General features: G+C 63.0%; 14 protein-coding genes. 5 read left to right on the top strand and 9 right to left on the bottom strand.

Going from position 1 to position 17,586, the window contains the following annotated elements; all coding sequences use genetic code 11:
- Positions 1-99 precede the first annotated feature (99 nt).
- Positions 100-1,314: an amidohydrolase family protein gene (locus HAP48_RS43750; RefSeq protein WP_166205897.1), complete on the top strand. Its 1,215-nt coding sequence runs from the start codon at positions 100-102 to the stop codon at positions 1,312-1,314.
- A 338-nt stretch (positions 1,315-1,652) separates the two neighbouring features.
- On the opposite strand, the gene HAP48_RS43745 is transcribed toward HAP48_RS43750, so the two are convergent.
- Entirely contained in the window at positions 1,653-1,862 is a 210-nt protein-coding gene (locus tag HAP48_RS43745; protein WP_166205896.1) for a hypothetical protein, read from the bottom strand.
- Positions 1,863-2,165: 303 nt separating this feature from the next.
- Between HAP48_RS43745 and glsA the strand changes: the two genes are divergently transcribed.
- The 4 genes from glsA (at position 2,166) to HAP48_RS43725 (ending at position 6,949) form a co-directional block, all read left to right on the top strand.
- Positions 2,166-3,164, top strand: coding sequence for a glutaminase A (gene glsA / locus HAP48_RS43740; protein WP_166205895.1), 999 nt, complete (start codon positions 2,166-2,168; stop codon positions 3,162-3,164).
- Between the two features lie 71 nt (positions 3,165-3,235).
- A complete protein-coding gene (locus HAP48_RS43735) occupies positions 3,236-4,888 on the top strand; it encodes an MFS transporter (RefSeq protein ID WP_175612272.1) in 1,653 nt (550 codons plus the stop codon).
- Positions 4,889-4,928: 40 nt separating this feature from the next.
- Positions 4,929-5,492 (top strand): HdeD family acid-resistance protein, encoded by a 564-nt coding sequence (locus tag HAP48_RS43730; RefSeq protein WP_166205894.1) that lies wholly within the window; start codon positions 4,929-4,931, stop codon positions 5,490-5,492.
- 95 nt (positions 5,493-5,587) lie between these two features.
- Positions 5,588-6,949 carry a metal-dependent hydrolase family protein gene (locus HAP48_RS43725; RefSeq protein WP_166205893.1) on the top strand — a complete coding sequence of 454 codons (1,362 nt, stop codon included), beginning with the start codon at positions 5,588-5,590 and terminating at the stop codon, positions 6,947-6,949.
- A gap of 35 nt (positions 6,950-6,984) precedes the next feature.
- Here HAP48_RS43725 and HAP48_RS43720 read toward each other — a convergent pair whose 3' ends face one another.
- The 8 genes from HAP48_RS43720 to HAP48_RS43685 form a co-directional block, all read right to left on the bottom strand.
- Positions 6,985-7,443 (bottom strand): GNAT family N-acetyltransferase, encoded by a 459-nt coding sequence (locus HAP48_RS43720; RefSeq protein WP_166205892.1) that lies wholly within the window; start codon positions 7,441-7,443, stop codon positions 6,985-6,987.
- 129 nt (positions 7,444-7,572) lie between these two features.
- Positions 7,573-9,729: an alkaline phosphatase family protein gene (locus HAP48_RS43715; protein WP_166205891.1), complete on the bottom strand. Its 2,157-nt coding sequence runs from the start codon at positions 9,727-9,729 to the stop codon at positions 7,573-7,575.
- On the bottom strand, positions 9,729-11,537 hold the full coding sequence (locus tag HAP48_RS43710) for a multicopper oxidase family protein (RefSeq protein WP_210292759.1): 1,809 nt from the start codon (positions 11,535-11,537) through the stop codon (positions 9,729-9,731). The genes HAP48_RS43715 and HAP48_RS43710 overlap by 1 nt, the downstream gene beginning before the upstream one ends.
- A 389-nt stretch (positions 11,538-11,926) precedes the next feature.
- A complete protein-coding gene (locus HAP48_RS43705) occupies positions 11,927-13,225 on the bottom strand; it encodes a dicarboxylate/amino acid:cation symporter (protein WP_166205890.1) in 1,299 nt (432 codons plus the stop codon).
- Between the two features lie 99 nt (positions 13,226-13,324).
- Positions 13,325-14,506, bottom strand: a complete 1,182-nt coding sequence (locus HAP48_RS43700) for an aminotransferase class V-fold PLP-dependent enzyme (RefSeq protein ID WP_166215689.1) — start codon at positions 14,504-14,506, stop codon at positions 13,325-13,327.
- Between the two features lie 207 nt (positions 14,507-14,713).
- Positions 14,714-15,523 (bottom strand): IclR family transcriptional regulator, encoded by an 810-nt coding sequence (locus HAP48_RS43695; protein WP_029081731.1) that lies wholly within the window; start codon positions 15,521-15,523, stop codon positions 14,714-14,716.
- Positions 15,524-15,581: 58 nt separating this feature from the next.
- Positions 15,582-16,037 carry a hypothetical protein gene (locus HAP48_RS43690; RefSeq protein WP_166205889.1) on the bottom strand — a complete coding sequence of 152 codons (456 nt, stop codon included), beginning with the start codon at positions 16,035-16,037 and terminating at the stop codon, positions 15,582-15,584.
- Between the two features lie 178 nt (positions 16,038-16,215).
- Positions 16,216-17,445 carry a cyclic nucleotide-binding domain-containing protein gene (locus tag HAP48_RS43685; protein WP_166205888.1) on the bottom strand — a complete coding sequence of 410 codons (1,230 nt, stop codon included), beginning with the start codon at positions 17,443-17,445 and terminating at the stop codon, positions 16,216-16,218.
- Between the last annotated feature and the right edge of the window lie 141 nt (positions 17,446-17,586).

Below are 17,586 nucleotides of genomic sequence, written 5' to 3'. Positions count from 1 at the left end.
TCCGTTTCCGACAGCAAGAACGATCAAACCGCGCCGCGCGCAGCCTCTATGTTGCCGCGCGCCGGCCGTTGCCGGCGTGCAATCTTGAAAGGGCTGTCCATGATCGGGACCTGGCTACGCGTCGCGCTTGTTGTTGTTGGCTCGGTTCTCGCCTCAGTGGCGGTGCATGCCGAGACCGTCGTGCTGCGCGGTGGCAGCGTCTACGCCTCGCCCGATGCGGCTGCGCTGCCGGATGCGGTGATCGTGATGACCGACGGAGTCATCAGTGCGGTCGGCAAGTCCGGCGACGTCACGCTGCCCTCGGATTCGCGCGTGATCGATTGTACCGGCAAGACCATCGTTGCCGGGTTCTGGAACAGCCATGTGCATTTCACGCAAAATGTCTGGCGCGGGGCCGGCGCCGCACCGGCCGCGGCATTGACGCAGCACATGCAGGAGATGCTGACGCGCTGGGGCTTCACCACGGTCTGGGATCTCGGCTCCGATCCAAGAAATACGCTGCCGCTGCGCCGGCGCATTGCGGCGGGCGAAGTCGCCGGTCCCAACATCCTGCTGGCCGGCAACGTCTTTCCCAAGGGCGGCCATCCTGTGTACCTGCCGCCTGAAATACAGCTTCCGGAAGCTGCGACGCCGGAGGAGGCTGCGAAGTGGGCGCGGGACTGGCTGGCGATGGGCGAGGACGGCATCAAGCTGTTCACCGGCGCGTTCATGGGAGACAAGCCGGTCGTGAACATGGACCCGGCCATTGCCAAGGCGGCCGTCGACGTCGCGCATGCGCAGGGCAGGCCGGTGTTCGCCCACCCGCAGAACAAGATCGGTGTGGAGACGGTGATCGCATCGGATGTCGACGTGCTCGCGCACACCACGCCGAGCGAGCGCGCCTATAGCGAGGACCAGCTGGCGCGGTTCAAGGCGCAGGGGACTGCGCTGATCCCGACGCTGGCACTGTTCACCACCGTCGTGCTCGACCCTGGTGTCACCAACCGTCTGGTGGCCGCGACCGTCAACCAGCTCAAGCAGTTCTCCGAGAATGGCGGCACGGTGCTGTTCGGTACCGATGTCGGCTTCACCACGCAGTACGACACCACGCAGGAAGTCGAGCTGATGCATCGCGCGCTGTCGGAGCGCCAGGTGCTGGCCTCGCTGACCACCAATCCGGCGCGGTTCTTCAAGGCCGCGAAGAAAGGCAAGGTGGAGCAGGGCTTTGACGCCGATCTCGTGGTGCTCGACGGCGATCCGCTCAGCGACGTCGGCAACCTCGCGAAGGTGAGCACCACCATCCGCGCAGGTCATGTGATCTATCAGAAGCCGTGATGGCTGGCCGCAGAACGCGCTGCCGTGCAACGCGAGCACCCGTTACCATGCGTATCGCATCGTGCCTTGCCGGCATAACTGCGGGTGACGGTGGAGGAACTCCCCGCCGCAGGTGCGCGCTGCCAAAATATCGAAAACAACCCCATGCAAAGTAGCTGGCGGCTGCCGGCGTTCGACAAGGCAACTTGACACGTCGGGCAAATCAGGGATAAATTTCCAATATACCGAAATTGAGCAAGCGTCCCCTCGACCGCAATGGCGGGCTCGCCGGTTGCGATTGCAGCCGCGTCCCCACAATTGAAATTGCCCCGGTTGCGTCGGTCTATTTGGCCGGAAGGCTATCCAAACGGACCAGTTTGATTTCGTCTCATGATCTTGAGCGCGAGCAGGGCCGCGCCGAGCACAAGAAACAGGACGCCGACGACAATTGTGCTGGTGGATTCGAATGTCACACCGACCGCTGTCAGCAGGCAGCCAAGAATGATAGCAAAAAGCCCACCCAGCTTCTTCACCAGCAAAAGCTGTCCGTCGCTTGCGCGCGCCACCATGATCAACCTCACCATTCAAGTGATGCGGTCATTGCCGCCATCGCCGCGGGCCGGTGTTGTTTGGACAGGCGGCGGGCTCACATCCGCACGCGGCGATCGTACTCTCGAGCGCCAGCGATGGAAATCTCGTTGATGGCCTGATGACTTCTCTTTGATTCAATTGCGCATCTGATGATTGGGCAATGCTGCTTACCTGATAGCGCCATCAGCCCGGTCGTTGACTCCGTGTTTTTTTGGGTGCCTACTTCCGGTTGCCGACTGGAAGACCTGAAACACCAAGGTCGAAATCGGGAAGGAAAGCCAATGTGGCCACCTTCGATCGCTGAACAAGCGGAGCGGCCTTACATCTCGACGGGGCACTTGCCCGATCCCGAGATGGTGCAGGAGCTGGTGTCCCAAGCTCATCTGCGCTTCAAGTCGAACAGCGAAGGGACCAATTCGCAGGTTTATCCGGCCTTGGCCAGGGTGCCGAGTGAACTGTTCGGCATCTGCGTGGCCGGTGCCAGCGGGCGCATCTACGGTGCCGGCGACATCGAATACGAATTCTCGATCATGAGTGTGTCGAAGCCATTCGTGTTCGCGCTGGTGTGCGAGGCCATCGGCCCTGAGGAGGCGCGAGCAAGACTGGGCGCGAATGCGACCGGGCTGCCGTTTAATTCGCTGGCGGCAATCGAGCACGGGGCCGGGCGCACCAACCCGATGGTGAACGCAGGTGCGATCGCGACCACCAGCCTCGTTCCGGGTGCGAGCGCGGAAGAGCGATGGCGGTTGATCCATGACGGCCTTTCACGCTTTGCCGGTCGCAAGCTCCCGCTCAACGAGGAAGTCTACGCGTCGGCGTCGAAGACGAATTTTCGCAATCGAAGTATCGCCCGGCTGCTGGAGAGCTATGACCGGATCTACTGCGACGCCAAACAGGCGACCGATCTCTACACCCGGCAGTGCTCCCTCAATGTGAGCGCCAGGGATCTCGCCGTGATGGGCGCGACGCTGGCTGACGGCGGGGTCAATCCAGTCACCCGGCAGCGGGTGGTCGATGCGGCCGTGTGCCACTATGCATTGGCCGTCATGGTCACTGCAGGGCTGTACGAGACGTCGGGCGACTGGCTGTACGACATCGGTCTACCCGGCAAAAGCGGCATCGGCGGCGGTATCGTTGCGGTTTCTCCGGGGAAAGGTGGTTTCGGCACCTTCGCCCCGCCACTGGATGCGGCCGGCAACAGTGTGCGAGGGCAGCTCGCCGCGAAGTTCCTGTCGCAAAGACTGGGCATGGATCTGTTCGTGTCCCAACCGGACGAGTGAAACAAGATGCTCTGAGGATCGGTAGAGCCGTGGCTCGATCGATCGCAACACCAGGCAGGTTGGAGGACGCGATGGCAACGCAAGCTATCTCGATCGGCGACGTTCATCAGGAAGAGCGTGCATCATGGGTGCCCATGATCGCGATCGCCTTCGGTCAGATGATCATGTCGTTCAATGTCGCGTCGTTGCCGGTTGCCATGGGGGGAATGGTGGCCAGCTTCGGCGTGCCGCCGACCACAGTCGCGACCGGAATCGTGGCCTACTCGATGCTGGTGGCCGGGTTCGTGATGCTCGGCGCGAAACTCGCCCAAAGGTTCGGGGCGGTGCAGGTCTTTCGCGTTGCCGTCGTGCTCTTCCTGATATCTCAGATCGCGATGACGTTCAGCCCCACGGCCTCGGTGATGATTTCCGCTCAGGCGCTTTGCGGCGCTGCGGGCGCGGTGATCGTGCCTTCGCTCGTCGCGCTGATTGCCGAGAACTATGCCGGACGCCAGCAAGCGACGGCCCTTGGTGCGCTTGGCTCGGCGCGGGCTGCCGCCGGCGTGCTGGCATTTGTCATCGGTGGGTTGCTCGGCACCTATATCGGCTGGCGCCCCGCGTTCGGGATTCTCATTGCTGCTTCTGCGATCGCTTTCGCCCTGAGTTTCCGCCTGCGGCCCGACCGCGGTCGCCAGGATGTTCAGATCGATCTGATCGGCGTCGTTCTTGCCGCGAGCGCAATCATCTTTATCAGTTTCGGATTCAATAATTTGAACGGTTGGGGGGTGATCCTGGCGACGCCTAACGCGCCGTTCGACTTGCTGGGCGTTTCGCCGGCACCGGTCCTGATCGTGCTTGGCATCGTACTCGGGCAGGCGTTCCTGATGTGGACGCATCGGCAACAGGCCGCAGGGAAAACGCCCCTGCTGGCGTTGCAGGTGATCGACTCGCCGGAGGAGAGGTGTGCCGTCTATGCGCTGTTCGCGGTTGTGGCGCTCGAGGCGGCCCTGAACTTCACGGTGCCGCTCTACATCCAGATCGTGCAGGGACGTTCGCCCATTGCGACGGCGATCGCGATGATGCCCTTCAATCTGACCGTTTTTCTGTCGGCGATGCTGATTGTCAATCTCTATGAAAAACTGACGCCTCGCCAGATCGGACGCTTCGGCTTTGGCCTCTGCGCCGTCGCGTTGCTATGGCTCGCGTTCGTCGTGCGCAACGACTGGAGCGAGTTTCCCGTTCTCTTTGGACTCGTGCTGTTCGGCATTGGCCAGGGCTCCCTGGTGACGCTGCTGTTCAACGTTCTGGTCACGGCCTCGCCCAAGGAATTGGCCGGGGACGTCGGGTCTTTGCGCGGAACCTCACAGAATCTGGCGGCTGCAGTCGGCACCGCGGTTGCCGGAGCGCTTCTCGTCGGTCTGTTGAGTACGATCGCGCTCGGCAGGATCGCGGCCAGTCCGGTGCTGACCAAGGAGCTCCAGAGCCAGGTCGATCTCGGCAACATCACCTTCGTCAGCAATGACCGGCTGCGTAGCGTGCTCGAAGGCACCAGCGGTACGCCGCAGCAGATCGAGGAAGCGGTGCGCGTCAACACCGAAGCGCGCCTGCGCGCGTTGAAGATCGGATTGTTGATCATGGCCGGCCTCGCCTTGCTCGCAGTCATTCCCGCGGGCCGGCTGCCGAATTACCGGCCGGGAGAAATACCGGACGACGGAGCGACAGGCGAGGGTGAACGATCGGCCTAGTTGGCACGCGCCGCGGCCGCTTGGGATTAGGGAGGATGACATGGCCACCTATGAGAACAGTTCCACAATGCTCCGCGGCCTGCCGGGCCCACCTTTATGGGTGTGTGTGCTGCTTGGGCTCGTCATGATCGCCGCGGGCCTTCTGGTCCTGGGCGATGTCGTGCTCTTCACCGTGATCAGCGCCATCTTCATCGGCTGGACGGCAATCGTCGCCGGTGCGTTCGAAATCATGCACGCGTTCTGGACCAAGGGCTGGGGCGGGTTCGTGTGGCAGCTTCTGCTCGGGGTCCTCTACCTTGCATGCGGAATCGTTATGCTGAGCCAGCCGGTGACGAGTGCGCTGATCCTGACCTATGCGCTCGGTCTCCTGCTGTTGGTCTCCGGTATTGTGCGCATGCTGGTCGGCATCGGCCATTGGCGGCAGGCCGGCTGGATCATGCTGGCCTCCGGGCTGTTTGGCGTCCTGGCAGGCCTCGTCATTCTGACCGGGTTTCCGGCAACCGGCCTGTGGGTGCTCGGGCTGTTGCTGGGGATCGATCTGCTGTCTCATGGCGTCGGATGGCTGACCTACGCTTTGCAGCCTGCCGCCAGAGCAGCCCGGTAGGCCGTCAATCCCTTCCAGCCGCAATCAGGTCGGCCCCTCCTACACAGCGAGATCAATGATAATCTCGAGCGATGTGCCATAGGCGGAGCGTGGACATGTCAGATTTGAGCAAAAGCTTCGGGGTGCCTGCACTGATCGCCTCGATTGGGTTGAGCCTCCTTGGCCCGCTGCCTGCGCAAGCTCAGCAGGATACCGGCGTGCTGTTCCAGAATGTCCGCGTCTTTGATGGCAAGAATGGCGCGCTCTCCGGGCCGTCCAATGTGCTGATCCGGAACAACAAGATCGAGAAGATTTCGACTGCGGCGATCACGGCCGACGCGCAGGTGATCGCCGGCGACGGACGGGTGCTGATGCCCGGGCTGATCGACGCGCATTGGCATGCGATGCTGATACGCCCGACGCCGGCGACCGCGATAGCCGGTGATGTCGGCTACACCAATCTCCTTGCGGCCGCGGAAGCAACGGCCACGCTGATGCGCGGCTTTACCACCGTTCGCGACATGGGCGGGCCGGCCTTTTCCCTCAAGCGGGCGATCGACGAGGGGCTCGTCGCCGGTCCGCGCATCTACCCATCCGGTGCCATGATCACCATCACCAGCGGCCATGGCGACTTCCGGCAGCTGTCCGAACTGCCCAGAACGATCGGCGGCATGCTCAGCCGCATGGAGAGGATAGGCGGCGCCATGGTCGCGGACAGCCCCGATGAGGTCCGTGTGCGCGCGCGCGAGCAGCTCATGCAGGGGGCTACGCAGGTCAAGCTCACCGCGGGCGGCGGGGTCGCGTCGCCATTCAGTCCGCTCGATGTGTCCACATTCACTGAACCGGAGCTGCGCGCCGCGGTCGAAGCTGCCGAGAACTGGGGGACCTATGTCGCCGTACACGCCTACACGCCGGTCGCGATCCAGCGATCGATCGCAGCGGGAGCCAAATGTGTCGAGCACGGTCACCTGATGGACGACGCGACGGCCCGCCTGATGGCCGAGAAGGGAATTTGGCTGAGCACCCAGCCCTTCGTCGATCTGTCGGGCGCCAGCGTCCTTGGGCCTGCGGAGCAGGACAAGATGCGACAGGTCGTTGCCGGCACCGACAGGGTCTACGGCTTTGCGAAGAAGTACAAGTTGAAGACGGCATTCGGCACCGACGTCTTGTTCTCGAAGGCGCTCGCCGACCGGCAAGGAGCCATGCTGACGACGCTCACGCGATGGTATACGCCGGCCGAAGCGCTCACGATGGCGACATCGACGAATGCCGAATTGCTCGGTCTGTCTGGGCCTCGAAATCCGTATCCGGGCAGACTGGGCGTGGTGGAGGAAGGCGCGCTGGCCGACCTTCTGTTGGTCAACGGCGACCCGATCGACAACATCAAGCTGATAGAAGACCCGGCAAAGAACTTCGTGGTCATCATGAAGGATGGGAAGGTCTACAAGAATCTTCTTGGTGGTGACCGGAACAAATAGACGGACGTGATGACAGGGCGGGCTCGGCGGTCGCGTCAGAGCATCAGCTTGTAGCCGATGTGGCTACCGGTGAATCCCAGCCGCTCATAGAAGCGGTGCGCATCGGGGCGCGCCTTGTCGGTCGTGAGCTGCACGAGGTTGCAGCCTCTCGCCCTGCATTGCGCGATCGCCCATTCGAACATCTGCTGCCCAACGCCCGAGTTGCGGTGCGTCTCGGCAATTCGGACCGCTTCGATCTGCCCGCGCCAGGCTCCCAGCCGCGCCATTCCGGGGATGAAGGTGAGTTGCAGCGTGCCGATCACCTCGTCATCCGCAGTCGCCACGACCAGCAGTTGGTTGGGATCGGCGACGATGGCATCGAATGCATCGACATATTTTGGATTCGGCGGCGAGCTCTTATCCTCCCGCTGCTGCCCCAGGACGTCGTTGGCAAGCAGCGCAATGATCGCCGGCAGGTCGGCCGCTTGGGCTTGGCGGAAACCGATTGATGTCATTGAGCAGGATTTCCACAGAGACGAAGCCGGATACCTTACAGGCTCGCGCTGGCTATGGACATCCAGCTGGGGGCAAATGAAATCCGCCGGCCCTTTCGGGCCGGCGGATTGGTGTGTCGTCAGCGGTCGTCAGTGCTCCCAGCCGCCGCCATGATGATGGTCGCCGCCGTCGAAGTCGAAGAAGTCGAAGAGATCGCTGAGCGCCGGGCTGTTGACCGGAACATAGGGATTATTGGGCGTCGCAACCGGGTTCGGGAAGTTGTCGCGGCTGCGATGGGTGATCGGCTGCAGGTCCCAGTTGCGCTCGATGAATTTGATGATCGAGACGTGATCGGCATATTCATGCGAGATGTGGCCTTGCCGCGCGAACGGCGACACCACGATCAGCGGAATCCGCGTGCCGTCGCCGAAGTAATCGAGCGGCTGCACATAGCCTGAGTCGAAGTAGCCGCCACCCTCGTCGAAGGTGATGAAGATCGCCGTGTCCTTGGCGTAGTCGGAGGCCTGGACCTGATCGACGATCTTCTTCGTGAAGCCTTCGAACAGGTTGAGCTTGGACGACGCCGGGTGGCCGTCGGTGAAGCCGCTCGGCTTGACGATCGAGACCGCCGGCAGCGAATGCTTGGAGAGGTCGGAGTACAGGTCAGACGAGTCCTTGATATGGGCGGCGACCTGGTCCGGGTGCGACATGATCGAGGTGTCGTACTGGAACGGATTGCAGATGTTGCAGTACTCGTCGGCATTCGGACCAGCCACGCCCCAGTTGAGCTGGTAGGGATCGTTGACGTAGTTGTTCCACTGGTCGCCGTAATACTTCCAGGAGACGTTGCGCTCGTTCAGGCTGTCGCCGATGCTCTTGCGGGTCGACGGCGGGATCGTGAACGGCGTGTTGGACGGATTGGTGTCGGTGTAGGCGTTCTTGCCGTTGCCGAAATAACCCGGATTGTAGTTGTTCAAGAGATAGTAGTGACCCGGTTCGCAGTTCGGATTGATCCGGAGCCCCTTCAGATAGTCCAGGATCGGCTTGACGCCAGGCTGGCTCGGATCCGAGCAGTCGCTGTAGGAGCCGCCGCCGGACACCGGGCTCGTCTGGTAGGGCGCCGGGAAGCCGCCATTGCCGCCGGCGCCGTAGCCGTCCTCGGTGTACCAGTTGTTGGTGCCGACAGCCGGATTCGGATTCTCGATCTGATGCACGATGCCGGCGTCGGGCGTGCCGCCGAACACCTGCGTGCCGTTCGGCGGCACGGCGGCGTTGCCGTAGGTGTCGCTGAAATAAAGCATGTCGGCATGACCGAACATGATGTGGTTGGCACCGGTGCCGCCGTTGACGGACTGGTGGAAGTTGTCGCTCATCGCGTATTTCTGCGCGAGAGACGTGAAGTACGGCACGTCGCCCTTCTGCACGTTGTAGAAGCCGAGCGCCGTCGAACCTTCGCCCGTGGTCGTCGCCGTCGGCGAATAGTCCGTCGAGAAGTTGGAGGGCTGCGCCGCGCCATTGGCGCCGGCGCCGACGGTCACCTCGACCCAGGCGAACAGATTGCCGCCGCAGCCCGACGGATTGTCGCGGCTGGCCGCCGAGTGGTTGCAGTTCAGCTGCTGCCACATCTGGTAGAAGCGATGCACCGGGCTCGCCGAATAGGTGTCGTAGGGCATCGCATCGCTGTTGGTGAGCTGGAACGGACCGGCCGGCAGCGCGCTGACATTGGTGATGCGCGCGTCGGGGGTCGCCGACGTCTGACCGGTGCCGCCGGTCAACAGGTACTGGTAGTACTCGGACGGCAGGCCGGATTCCGACTGCTGCGCCAGCGCAAGCGACGCTTCGCAGGTGGTGATCGGCGAGCTGCCGCATTTGTTCGGGATGTAGGAGACCTTGGGGCCGCCGACCAGCGGAGCCGGCAACTGGTCCTTCGGGAAGTTCTGCTTCGGCGGGCTCAGCAGGAACGCATCGTTCAGGCCGGTGTCGGTTGCGGCTTGCTGATGTGCCTTTTCGAAGTTAGGCCCGGGGATCGCGTTCTTGTTGTGATCGAGCTTGACGATGCCCTGCGAGAGCAGGTTGAACACGCTCTCGTCGTGCCGCTCAGGCACGTAGGTCGCGAACACGTGGTCGAAGCTGCGGTTCTCGCCGATGATGACGATCACGTGCTTGATCGGCGACCGTGTCTCGTGTCCACCGTGGTGGTTCCAGTCCTCCGCCAGCACCGGGCCGGCGGTGAACTGACCTAGCGCAAGTGCGCTGAGGGTAAGGCGGCATCCCTGCAGCCAACGTGACCTGTGCTTGTCGGGCATTAAAGCTCTCCTTTTTGCTGGTTGAGCGGTTTGGTGGAACTTGCAGTGTCTCGCGGCACGACCTTGATCCGTCCCATCATGCCGCCGTCCTCATGTTCGAGGACGTGACAGTGGTAGACGAAGGTGCCGACGATGCTGGGATCGCGAAAATCCATGCGCAGGCGCACGCTGGGATATTTCAGCATCCGGCCGTTGTAATAGGGCACATTGACGGTATCGCGCAGGAACGGCTCGTTGACGGCGACGCCGGACCAGTCGAGCAGCTGGAAGTGAAGCTGATGGATGTGGAAATCATGCAGCTCCATCGAGCGGTTCTCGATGATCCAGTCCTCGACGTCGCCCTGCCGCACGGTGATGTCGGGAATGTCAGATTGCGGATCGAACGGCTTCGGCGTCTCTCCGTCGAGGGTCATGAAGAACTTGGTCGGGCTGTTCGGGTCGTTCGGGTTCTCCGGCTGCTCGGAAAAGAACAGTTTTCTGACGCGCACCGGTGCGACGTCGCCGACCCACGGCCGCTCGGAGCGCGGCAGCGGCTCGGCGTGCGCGGGTAGTCGGGCCTGCGGTTCGCTCGCATTGACTGAGGTCGTGATGGCCACCAGCGCGCGGTTGGGGTCGTTCTCGCCGGCGGGCCCGGTGTCGACCGCGCGCGTCACCAGCAAGGCCTGCGCGCCGGCCGGCGGTCCTTCGACGATGAACTCGGCACGCGCGCCCGGCGGCAGGCCGATGTGGTTGACCCGTTGCACCGAGGGCGACGGGCTGCCCTCGAACTGCAATGGCACCCCATCGAGCCCGACGATGCCGATCTGCTGTGGCGTGCGGCCGACCAGCAGAGCGAGGTTGAGATAGGTGATCGCGGACGCGTTCAGCACGCGCCACAGCTGTCGCTCGCCCGGCTTCATCGTGAGCTGGGCCGGCGGATAGTTCGGATAGGGCACCGGCACGAAGTTGACGGAGAGATCCTTCGACGGCTTGCCGAAGCCGGTGCCGGAATTGGCGACGTCGCCATCATTGTCGAGCTGGCTCTTGGTCATCACCGGCTCGGATTTCGACGGCGGCGCATCGGGATTGACGAGATCCTGGTCGCGGATCACGAGCACGCGCTCGGGGAGGCCGGCGAGCGACGGATCGGCGCGCTCGATGCCTTCGATGATCAGCGCGCCGGAGGCGCCGCCGAGCACCTGGGTCTTGCTGAAGCCGTGCAGATGCGGGTGATACCAATAGAGGCCGGGCGGGGCGTCGTCCGGGATGCGCAGACGATACTCGAACGGCGCATCGTCGGGCTGGATCGAGGTTTTCAGCACATCATCCTGGTGGCAGACCGGCGGCACGGTCAGCCCGTGGAAGTGCAGATTGGTCGAGATCGGCGTCATCGCGCCGCTCGCGCAAACGTCGGCTTTCGGTCTCGTCGTGCAGATCGGTGCGCCGGCGAGCGGGCGGTCGATCGCCGGCGTTGCCGTGTCGAGGTCGACGAGGTCGTTCTTGAAATGGATGACCAGCTGATCGCCCGGCTTCAACCGCAGCGTCGGCGACGGCTTGCCGTCCGGTGTCAGGTAGCAATAGCGGCTCGTTCCATCCGGCAGCTTCTGATCGTGGATACTGAGGTCGGTTTCGAGCACGCCGTCGCGGCTGCGCAATTCGGCGGGTTCCTCGAGCGCGCTGCCAGGCTCCGGCCGCGCACAAACGTCTTGTTGCGTTCGCGGCGCGTCCTGCAAGCCCGTTGCGCCGAGCCAAGCCGTCATGCCGCTCGCAGCAAGCCCGAGACAGGCCGCGGCGATGACACAACAAGCTGTCGAAAGTCGTCGTGCCACGCCGCCCTGCCAATACGTCGACATAGGCGCGCAAACGCGCAACCGACGCCATGCGTGACGTCAGTCCACGTCTTGCGACCGCAATGGTCGACAAATGCTTCTGTTTGGTATCGGAAGGCTAGCCGCGCGTTGTTGCCGAAATCTGGCAGGTTTTTAACACGCAGATGACAGCTTCTTGCGGCACTTCGACGCAGAACGCGAGCAGGATGTTCAAACTTGCTGAGCGATCAATCGGATGGACCATTCGCCGACGCAATTGCGGAGAAAGCGCGACGCGCCGGCAGCCGTCAGATATTTTTTCGTCGTCGCGGATTCTGTCATGTGCCGTCGTGCCGACGGCGGTTTGGTTCCAGCAAACCGCCGCGTGGTTCCGAAGGCGCAGTCTCGCGCTACCCCGCGGCGGCCGTCGACAGGAAGTTGGCGTCTTGCTCGACGGGCTCGCCCAGTTCGTTCTCCCATTTTGCAACGACGGCGGTTGCAACGCCGTTTCCGATGACGTTGGTCATCGTCCGTCCCATGTCCAGGAAGGCGTCGATCCCGATCAGCAGGACGAGGCCGCCTGCCGGCAGGCCGAAGGTCGGGAGGGTGGCGGCGGCAACGACAAGCGACGCGCGCGGCACGCCGGCGATGCCCTTGCTGGTGATCATCAGGAGCAGCAGCATCGCGATCTGGGTCGTGAGCGGCATCTCGATATTGAAAGCCTGTGCGACGAACAGGGCGGCGAAGGTCTGGTACATCATCGAACCGTCGAGATTGAACGAATACCCGAGCGGCAGGACGAAGCCGGTGATCCGCTCCGATACGCCGAACTTCATCAACTGCTCGATCATCTTCGGGAAGGCCGCCTCGCTGCTGGACGTCGAGAAGGCGATCATCATCGGTTGCCGGAGCAGCCGCAGCAGCTCCTTGATCGACCCGCCGAGCACGACGCTGCCCGCGCCGATGATGATCGCCCAGAGCACCACCAATCCGAAGTAGAAGGCGCTGACGAACTTTCCATAGGTGACGAGGACGCCGAGCCCCTGCGTGGTGATGACCGCGGCCATGGCCGCGAACACGCCAACCGGCGCAAAGCGCATGACATAGTCGGTGAACTTCAGCATCACTGGGACGATCTGATCGATCGACCGCGCGATATCAGGGGCAAGCGTGCCTTTGACCGCACTCAGCGCAAAGCCGAAGAACATCGAGAACACGAGGATTTGCAGCACCTCGTTGCCGGCCATCGCCTGGACGACGCTGATCGGGAAGACGTGGGCGGCGAAATCCTTGATGTTCAGGCTGCTGGTCTGGACATTGGCCGTGGCATTCGCATCGGGCAGCGCGAGACCGAGACCGTGTCCCGGTTGGAGCAGGTTCGCGAGCACGAGCCCGACCGACAGCGACAGCACCGAGGCGGTGATGAACCAGGCCAGCGATTTGACGGCGATGCGTCCCACCGCGCCGCCGCTGGCGCCGAGGCTGGAAATCCCGGAGACGATGGTGGCGAACACCAGTGGCGCGATGATCATCTTGATCATGCGCAGGAAGATGTCCGACACGATCGCGAAATAGCCGGCGATCGCCTTGGCCTGTTCCGGGCTCGCGACAACGTTGCACGCGTAACCGACGGCGATGCCGAGAAACAGGCTCACCATGATGTACGTGGTCAGCCTGTTCGGGGTCTGGACTCTGCTGCCTGGCTGCATGACGTGATCCTTCGCCACCGGAGAGTTGCGGCATCCGAGCTGTGGCGCGCCGTTCCGGCGTCTCGGAGGGCTGCTTGATTGAGCGGAGAGCCGGTCCGGCTAACCGAGCTTTGACAGAACCGCCGTACGGGCCTGGCTTGCTGGCGCGTTGCGGGCGCGGATCGCCTCGATGAGGCGGTCGATGTCTTCAGTGGTGTTGAACATGCCGAGCGACACGCGGATGCCGTCGCGCTCCGGCGAGACGCGGATGCCGTTCTGGGTGAAGTAATCCAGCCATTCGGCAGTCGGCAAGGCGATGACATAGATGTGCGGCGCGCGGTGCTGCCGCTCGCGCGGGCCGACCAGACCGACATCGAGCCGATCGAGACCTTCGATCAGGTAATCGCCGACGTCGAAACAATGTTGCTGGATCTTCTCGATCCCGACCTGGTTGATGAGGTCGATCGCCGCGCCCAAGGCTTGGATTGCGGGAAGGTTGTAGTTGCCGAGCTCGAAGCGGCCCGCAGTCGTGGGCAGGGCCATGTTGTCCGGCCGGGCGATGAAGTCGAGCGGCGGTTCGGCGAGGCTTGCCGCCGCGAGATAGGCCGGCTCCAGCTCGGTCCGCGTCGAGTCCCAGTAGAGCAGGCCGAGCCCTTGCGGCACGAGCAGACCCTTGTGCGTGCCGGAGCCGATGAATGTGGCCTTCATGGCCTTGGCGTCGATCGGCACCACGCCGATGCCCTGCATCACGTCCACGACAAAGTAGAGCGAATGCTGCGCGCAGAGTTCGCCCACGCTCTCCACATCGAAGCGATGACCTGCGTGAAATGTGACGTGCGACATCGAGATCGCGCGCGTCCTGTCGTCGATATGCGGCCGGAAGCTCTCCGCATCGACGACGTCGGTCATGGGGATGAAGACGATCTCAACGCCCTTCTTTCGCAGATTGAGGAAGGCGTAGGCGTTGTTGGGATGATCGCCGTGGATCATCAGAACCTTGTCGCCGGCACGAAGCGGCAGCGCGTTGGCGGCGATGTTCATGCTCTCGGACGTGTTCTTGGTGAACGCGATCTCGTGTGGCTCGACCCCGAGGAAATCAGCAACTTTCGCGCGGGTCTCTTCGAGGCGATTGAGCCAGATCCGCTTCGGGCCAGCATTCTCGAAGCCTTCCCAGAGAAAGCGTTCATAGGCCTCCTTCACCGGCCGGGAGAGCGGCGTCTGAAAACCGCTGTCGAGATAAACCACGTGCTCGGCAGCCGGAAAGGCCTTGCGGACGGCTGATACGTCGTAGTGCTGGCGCATGATCACTCCGGTGGCTCGGGCATAGGCTTTCGGCACGGCAAAACGCTCCGCCGGATGGCCGGCGGCGGCGATCAGTTCTGGTGGTGGCGAAGTGGCCTTGATGCAGACTTGGAGAGAGCTGCCTCAATCGTGGTCAGCTCAATCATCTGCCCAGAGGATACACAGGATTTGCGCGAGATCGAGTTTCGATTCAAAAAATGAGAGTAATTATTCCGAAAAATGAGAATCTATGAGATCTTCTTCGTAATCCTGTAGGATCGTTTCGGACAGCAGCGCTGCCGCCTCCTGCAATGGGGCGATGAAGGCATCGAGCCCCGCGAAGCCGACCCGCGCGGCAGGCACTGAAACGCCCAGGCATGCGATGAGATCGCCGGCCGGCGAGACGATCGGCACAGCGCAACCCACAACGCCCTGCACGAATTCCTCGTTGGTCTTCGCCCAGCCTCTGCGCCGTGTCTCGTCGAGCAAAGCCAACAACGCGTCGGGATCGGCAATCGTCGTCGGCGTGTAGCGGACGAGGGGGAGCGATTTGACCAGCCGCTCGCGGACCTTCGCGGGCAGCCGGCTCATGTAGATCTTGCCCGTCGACGTGCAGTGGAGCGGAGCCGCTTCGCCCGGATTGAACTGCAACGCCTGCTGTTGCTTGGAGCGAACGCTGTCGACATAGACCACGACGTTGTCGCGGACGACGCCGATCTCGCACTGTTCGCCGATGCGGTCGGCCACCGCACTCAGCACGGCGTGCCGGCGCACGGTGCGGAACGCTGCGCCGATCGTCTTGGCGGCCAGCGTCACCAGCTTGCTTCCGACCACGTAGCGCTTGGTCCCGAGCGCCTTCTGGATCAGGCCTCGGGTTTCGAGATTGCCGATCAGCCGATGCGCCGTCGGAAGTGGAAGGGAAAGCGCGGCGGCGATCTCGGCAGCCGACAACGCCTTCTTCTGTTCGGCAACGAAGACCAGGATCGCGATGGCCCGATCCAGCGGCCCGTCGTTGGAACTGTCAGGTTCGTTGGCCACGATCCATCCCTCTGCGTCGATGTCGCCCTATAGATTCTACAGCAACACTGACACTTGCCTAGCGCCTGAACTGCGTCAGAAACAGACATAACGAATCGTGCGGGCTCTCGACATCAGAGATCACCCAGCCGTCGGGACCGTTGACGACGATGAAGTTGAGCGTGACCGCACGGCCCTCATTGTCGAACGTCACGGTCGCATCGGTGCGGTCGAACTGCCTGCGCAGGATCGCGATCGAGATCGGGCCGATCCGCCAGCTCGGGCTCTGCACCAGGAAATCGTAGGGTGCGTCGTGCAGGGCGGTCCAGGCGGCGCGCAGCGGGGAATCGAAGAATTGCCGGGCGGTTTCCTCGTCGCGCGGCAGGCCGTTGGAAAACGCCGCGCTGCCTCGTCCATAATGGGCGTAGACGTTGCGGATCAGCGATTCCGGCGTGCGGAACCCGGCCTCGGCGCCGGCGGCTCCGAAGGCCACCGCAACGAGCGAAAAACCCGCGAGGATATTGACCCGTCCCATCAGCTTTATTTGCCGGTGACCCTGACATATCTTGCAGGGAAATCCTCCCGAACGAAAGCCTGCCGGCGTAATGCTGGCTACAGCGGCGCACTCGAAAGCGCAAAATACAACGCAAACAGGAAGCCTCCGACCGTCGGCAGCACGATGACCGATCCACCCTGATGGATCGCTTCCGGAATCATGGCGTGCGCGACGAGGGCAAGCACGCCCCGCCGGCGACCGCCTGCAAGAAGGTCGAAACCAGCGACGGGGAGTTGCCGATCAGGTCATGCCCGGCCACCGCCGAGACGATGCCGGCGACCATAACGGTCGACCACAGCAGCAGCACCGTCCCTGCGCTATACCCTGCTTTGCGAAGTATCGCGGCGCTGGCGGCCGCCTCCGGAATGCCGCCGATGAACATGCCGAGGATGAGGCTGAGCGACAGCGTCTGCATTCCATCGAACTTGGCCCCGATCACAAGGCAGCCCGGGATCGTGTCCAGGATGTTGCCCAGCACGATCGCCAATCCCGCGCCATGGCCGGCCTTGACCAGCAACGTGTCCGACTCGCGCCGGGTGAGGTGATGGACGTTGCTGGCGGCGATCGCGGCCCAGGTCGCGGGATTGACCCCGCTGGAGCTGAGGTTGCTGATGGCCCGTTCGTGACTGAGGCGCCTGACGGCGGCTTCCAGGTCACGATCTTCGTGGATCAGCCGCTCGAAATCGTCCTTGCCGATCCGCAGCAACTCGGTCGTTATCGTGGCGCGGATCGTGGCGCTGCGTGGATTGCCCGTCAGAAGCGCCATCTCCCCCAGGATCTGGCCTTCCGAAAGCTGAGCGATCGGCTTTTCCGCCGACGAGGTGTTCTCGCCGCGATCCGGCAACACGGCGACGTTGCCATGCTTGACGATGTAGAGCGCATCGCCCTTGTCGCCCGCGCGAAACAGGTCGTCGCCTGCGTTCAAGGTCCGTACTTCAATGTACGGCAGCAACGCTTCGATGCGCTCCGGCGGAAGATGGCGCATCAGATCGGATTTGCTGAGCAGTCCGATCAACTCTTGCGAGCTCTTGCGCTTCTGATTGACGGCGAATTCGTAAAAGCGGGTCGGCAGACGGACCGCGGCGCCACGCTGCTCGAGGAACATCGCGCCGCAATAGTAGATCGCGGCGCCCAACGCGAAGCCGCCGCCGACAAATTGCCAGGCCTGCATCCGGCCGAATTGCTGATGCTGGAGGGCTAGCACGCTCTCAAATGCAAGCTCGATGGCGAGCGCGCAGATCAGCGACCCCGCCGCGAAAGCCAGCAGCGCCGCCAGCACGCTCTTGGGAATCCGCACCCACAGGCCGAGGAGCGCGCCGAACATCGTCGATGATGTCGTGACGAAGCCGACGAAGGCCACGGCGGCGATGTCAACAAATCCGGTCATCGGTCCCGAGAATGCTCTCATCGGCACCGTATCGAGCCTGCTTATAGGAAATCGATATGAATCGGCCGGGGTCCGTATAGGCATGATATAGGAGCCTGTAGAATTCAGGTTGCGGGGCGACCATATCTGATGCATCTGGAA

It is taken from the genome of Bradyrhizobium septentrionale (assembly GCF_011516645.4).
Lineage (GTDB): Bacteria > Pseudomonadota > Alphaproteobacteria > Rhizobiales > Xanthobacteraceae > Bradyrhizobium > Bradyrhizobium septentrionale.
This window is presented reverse-complemented; position numbering and strand designations above follow the sequence as displayed.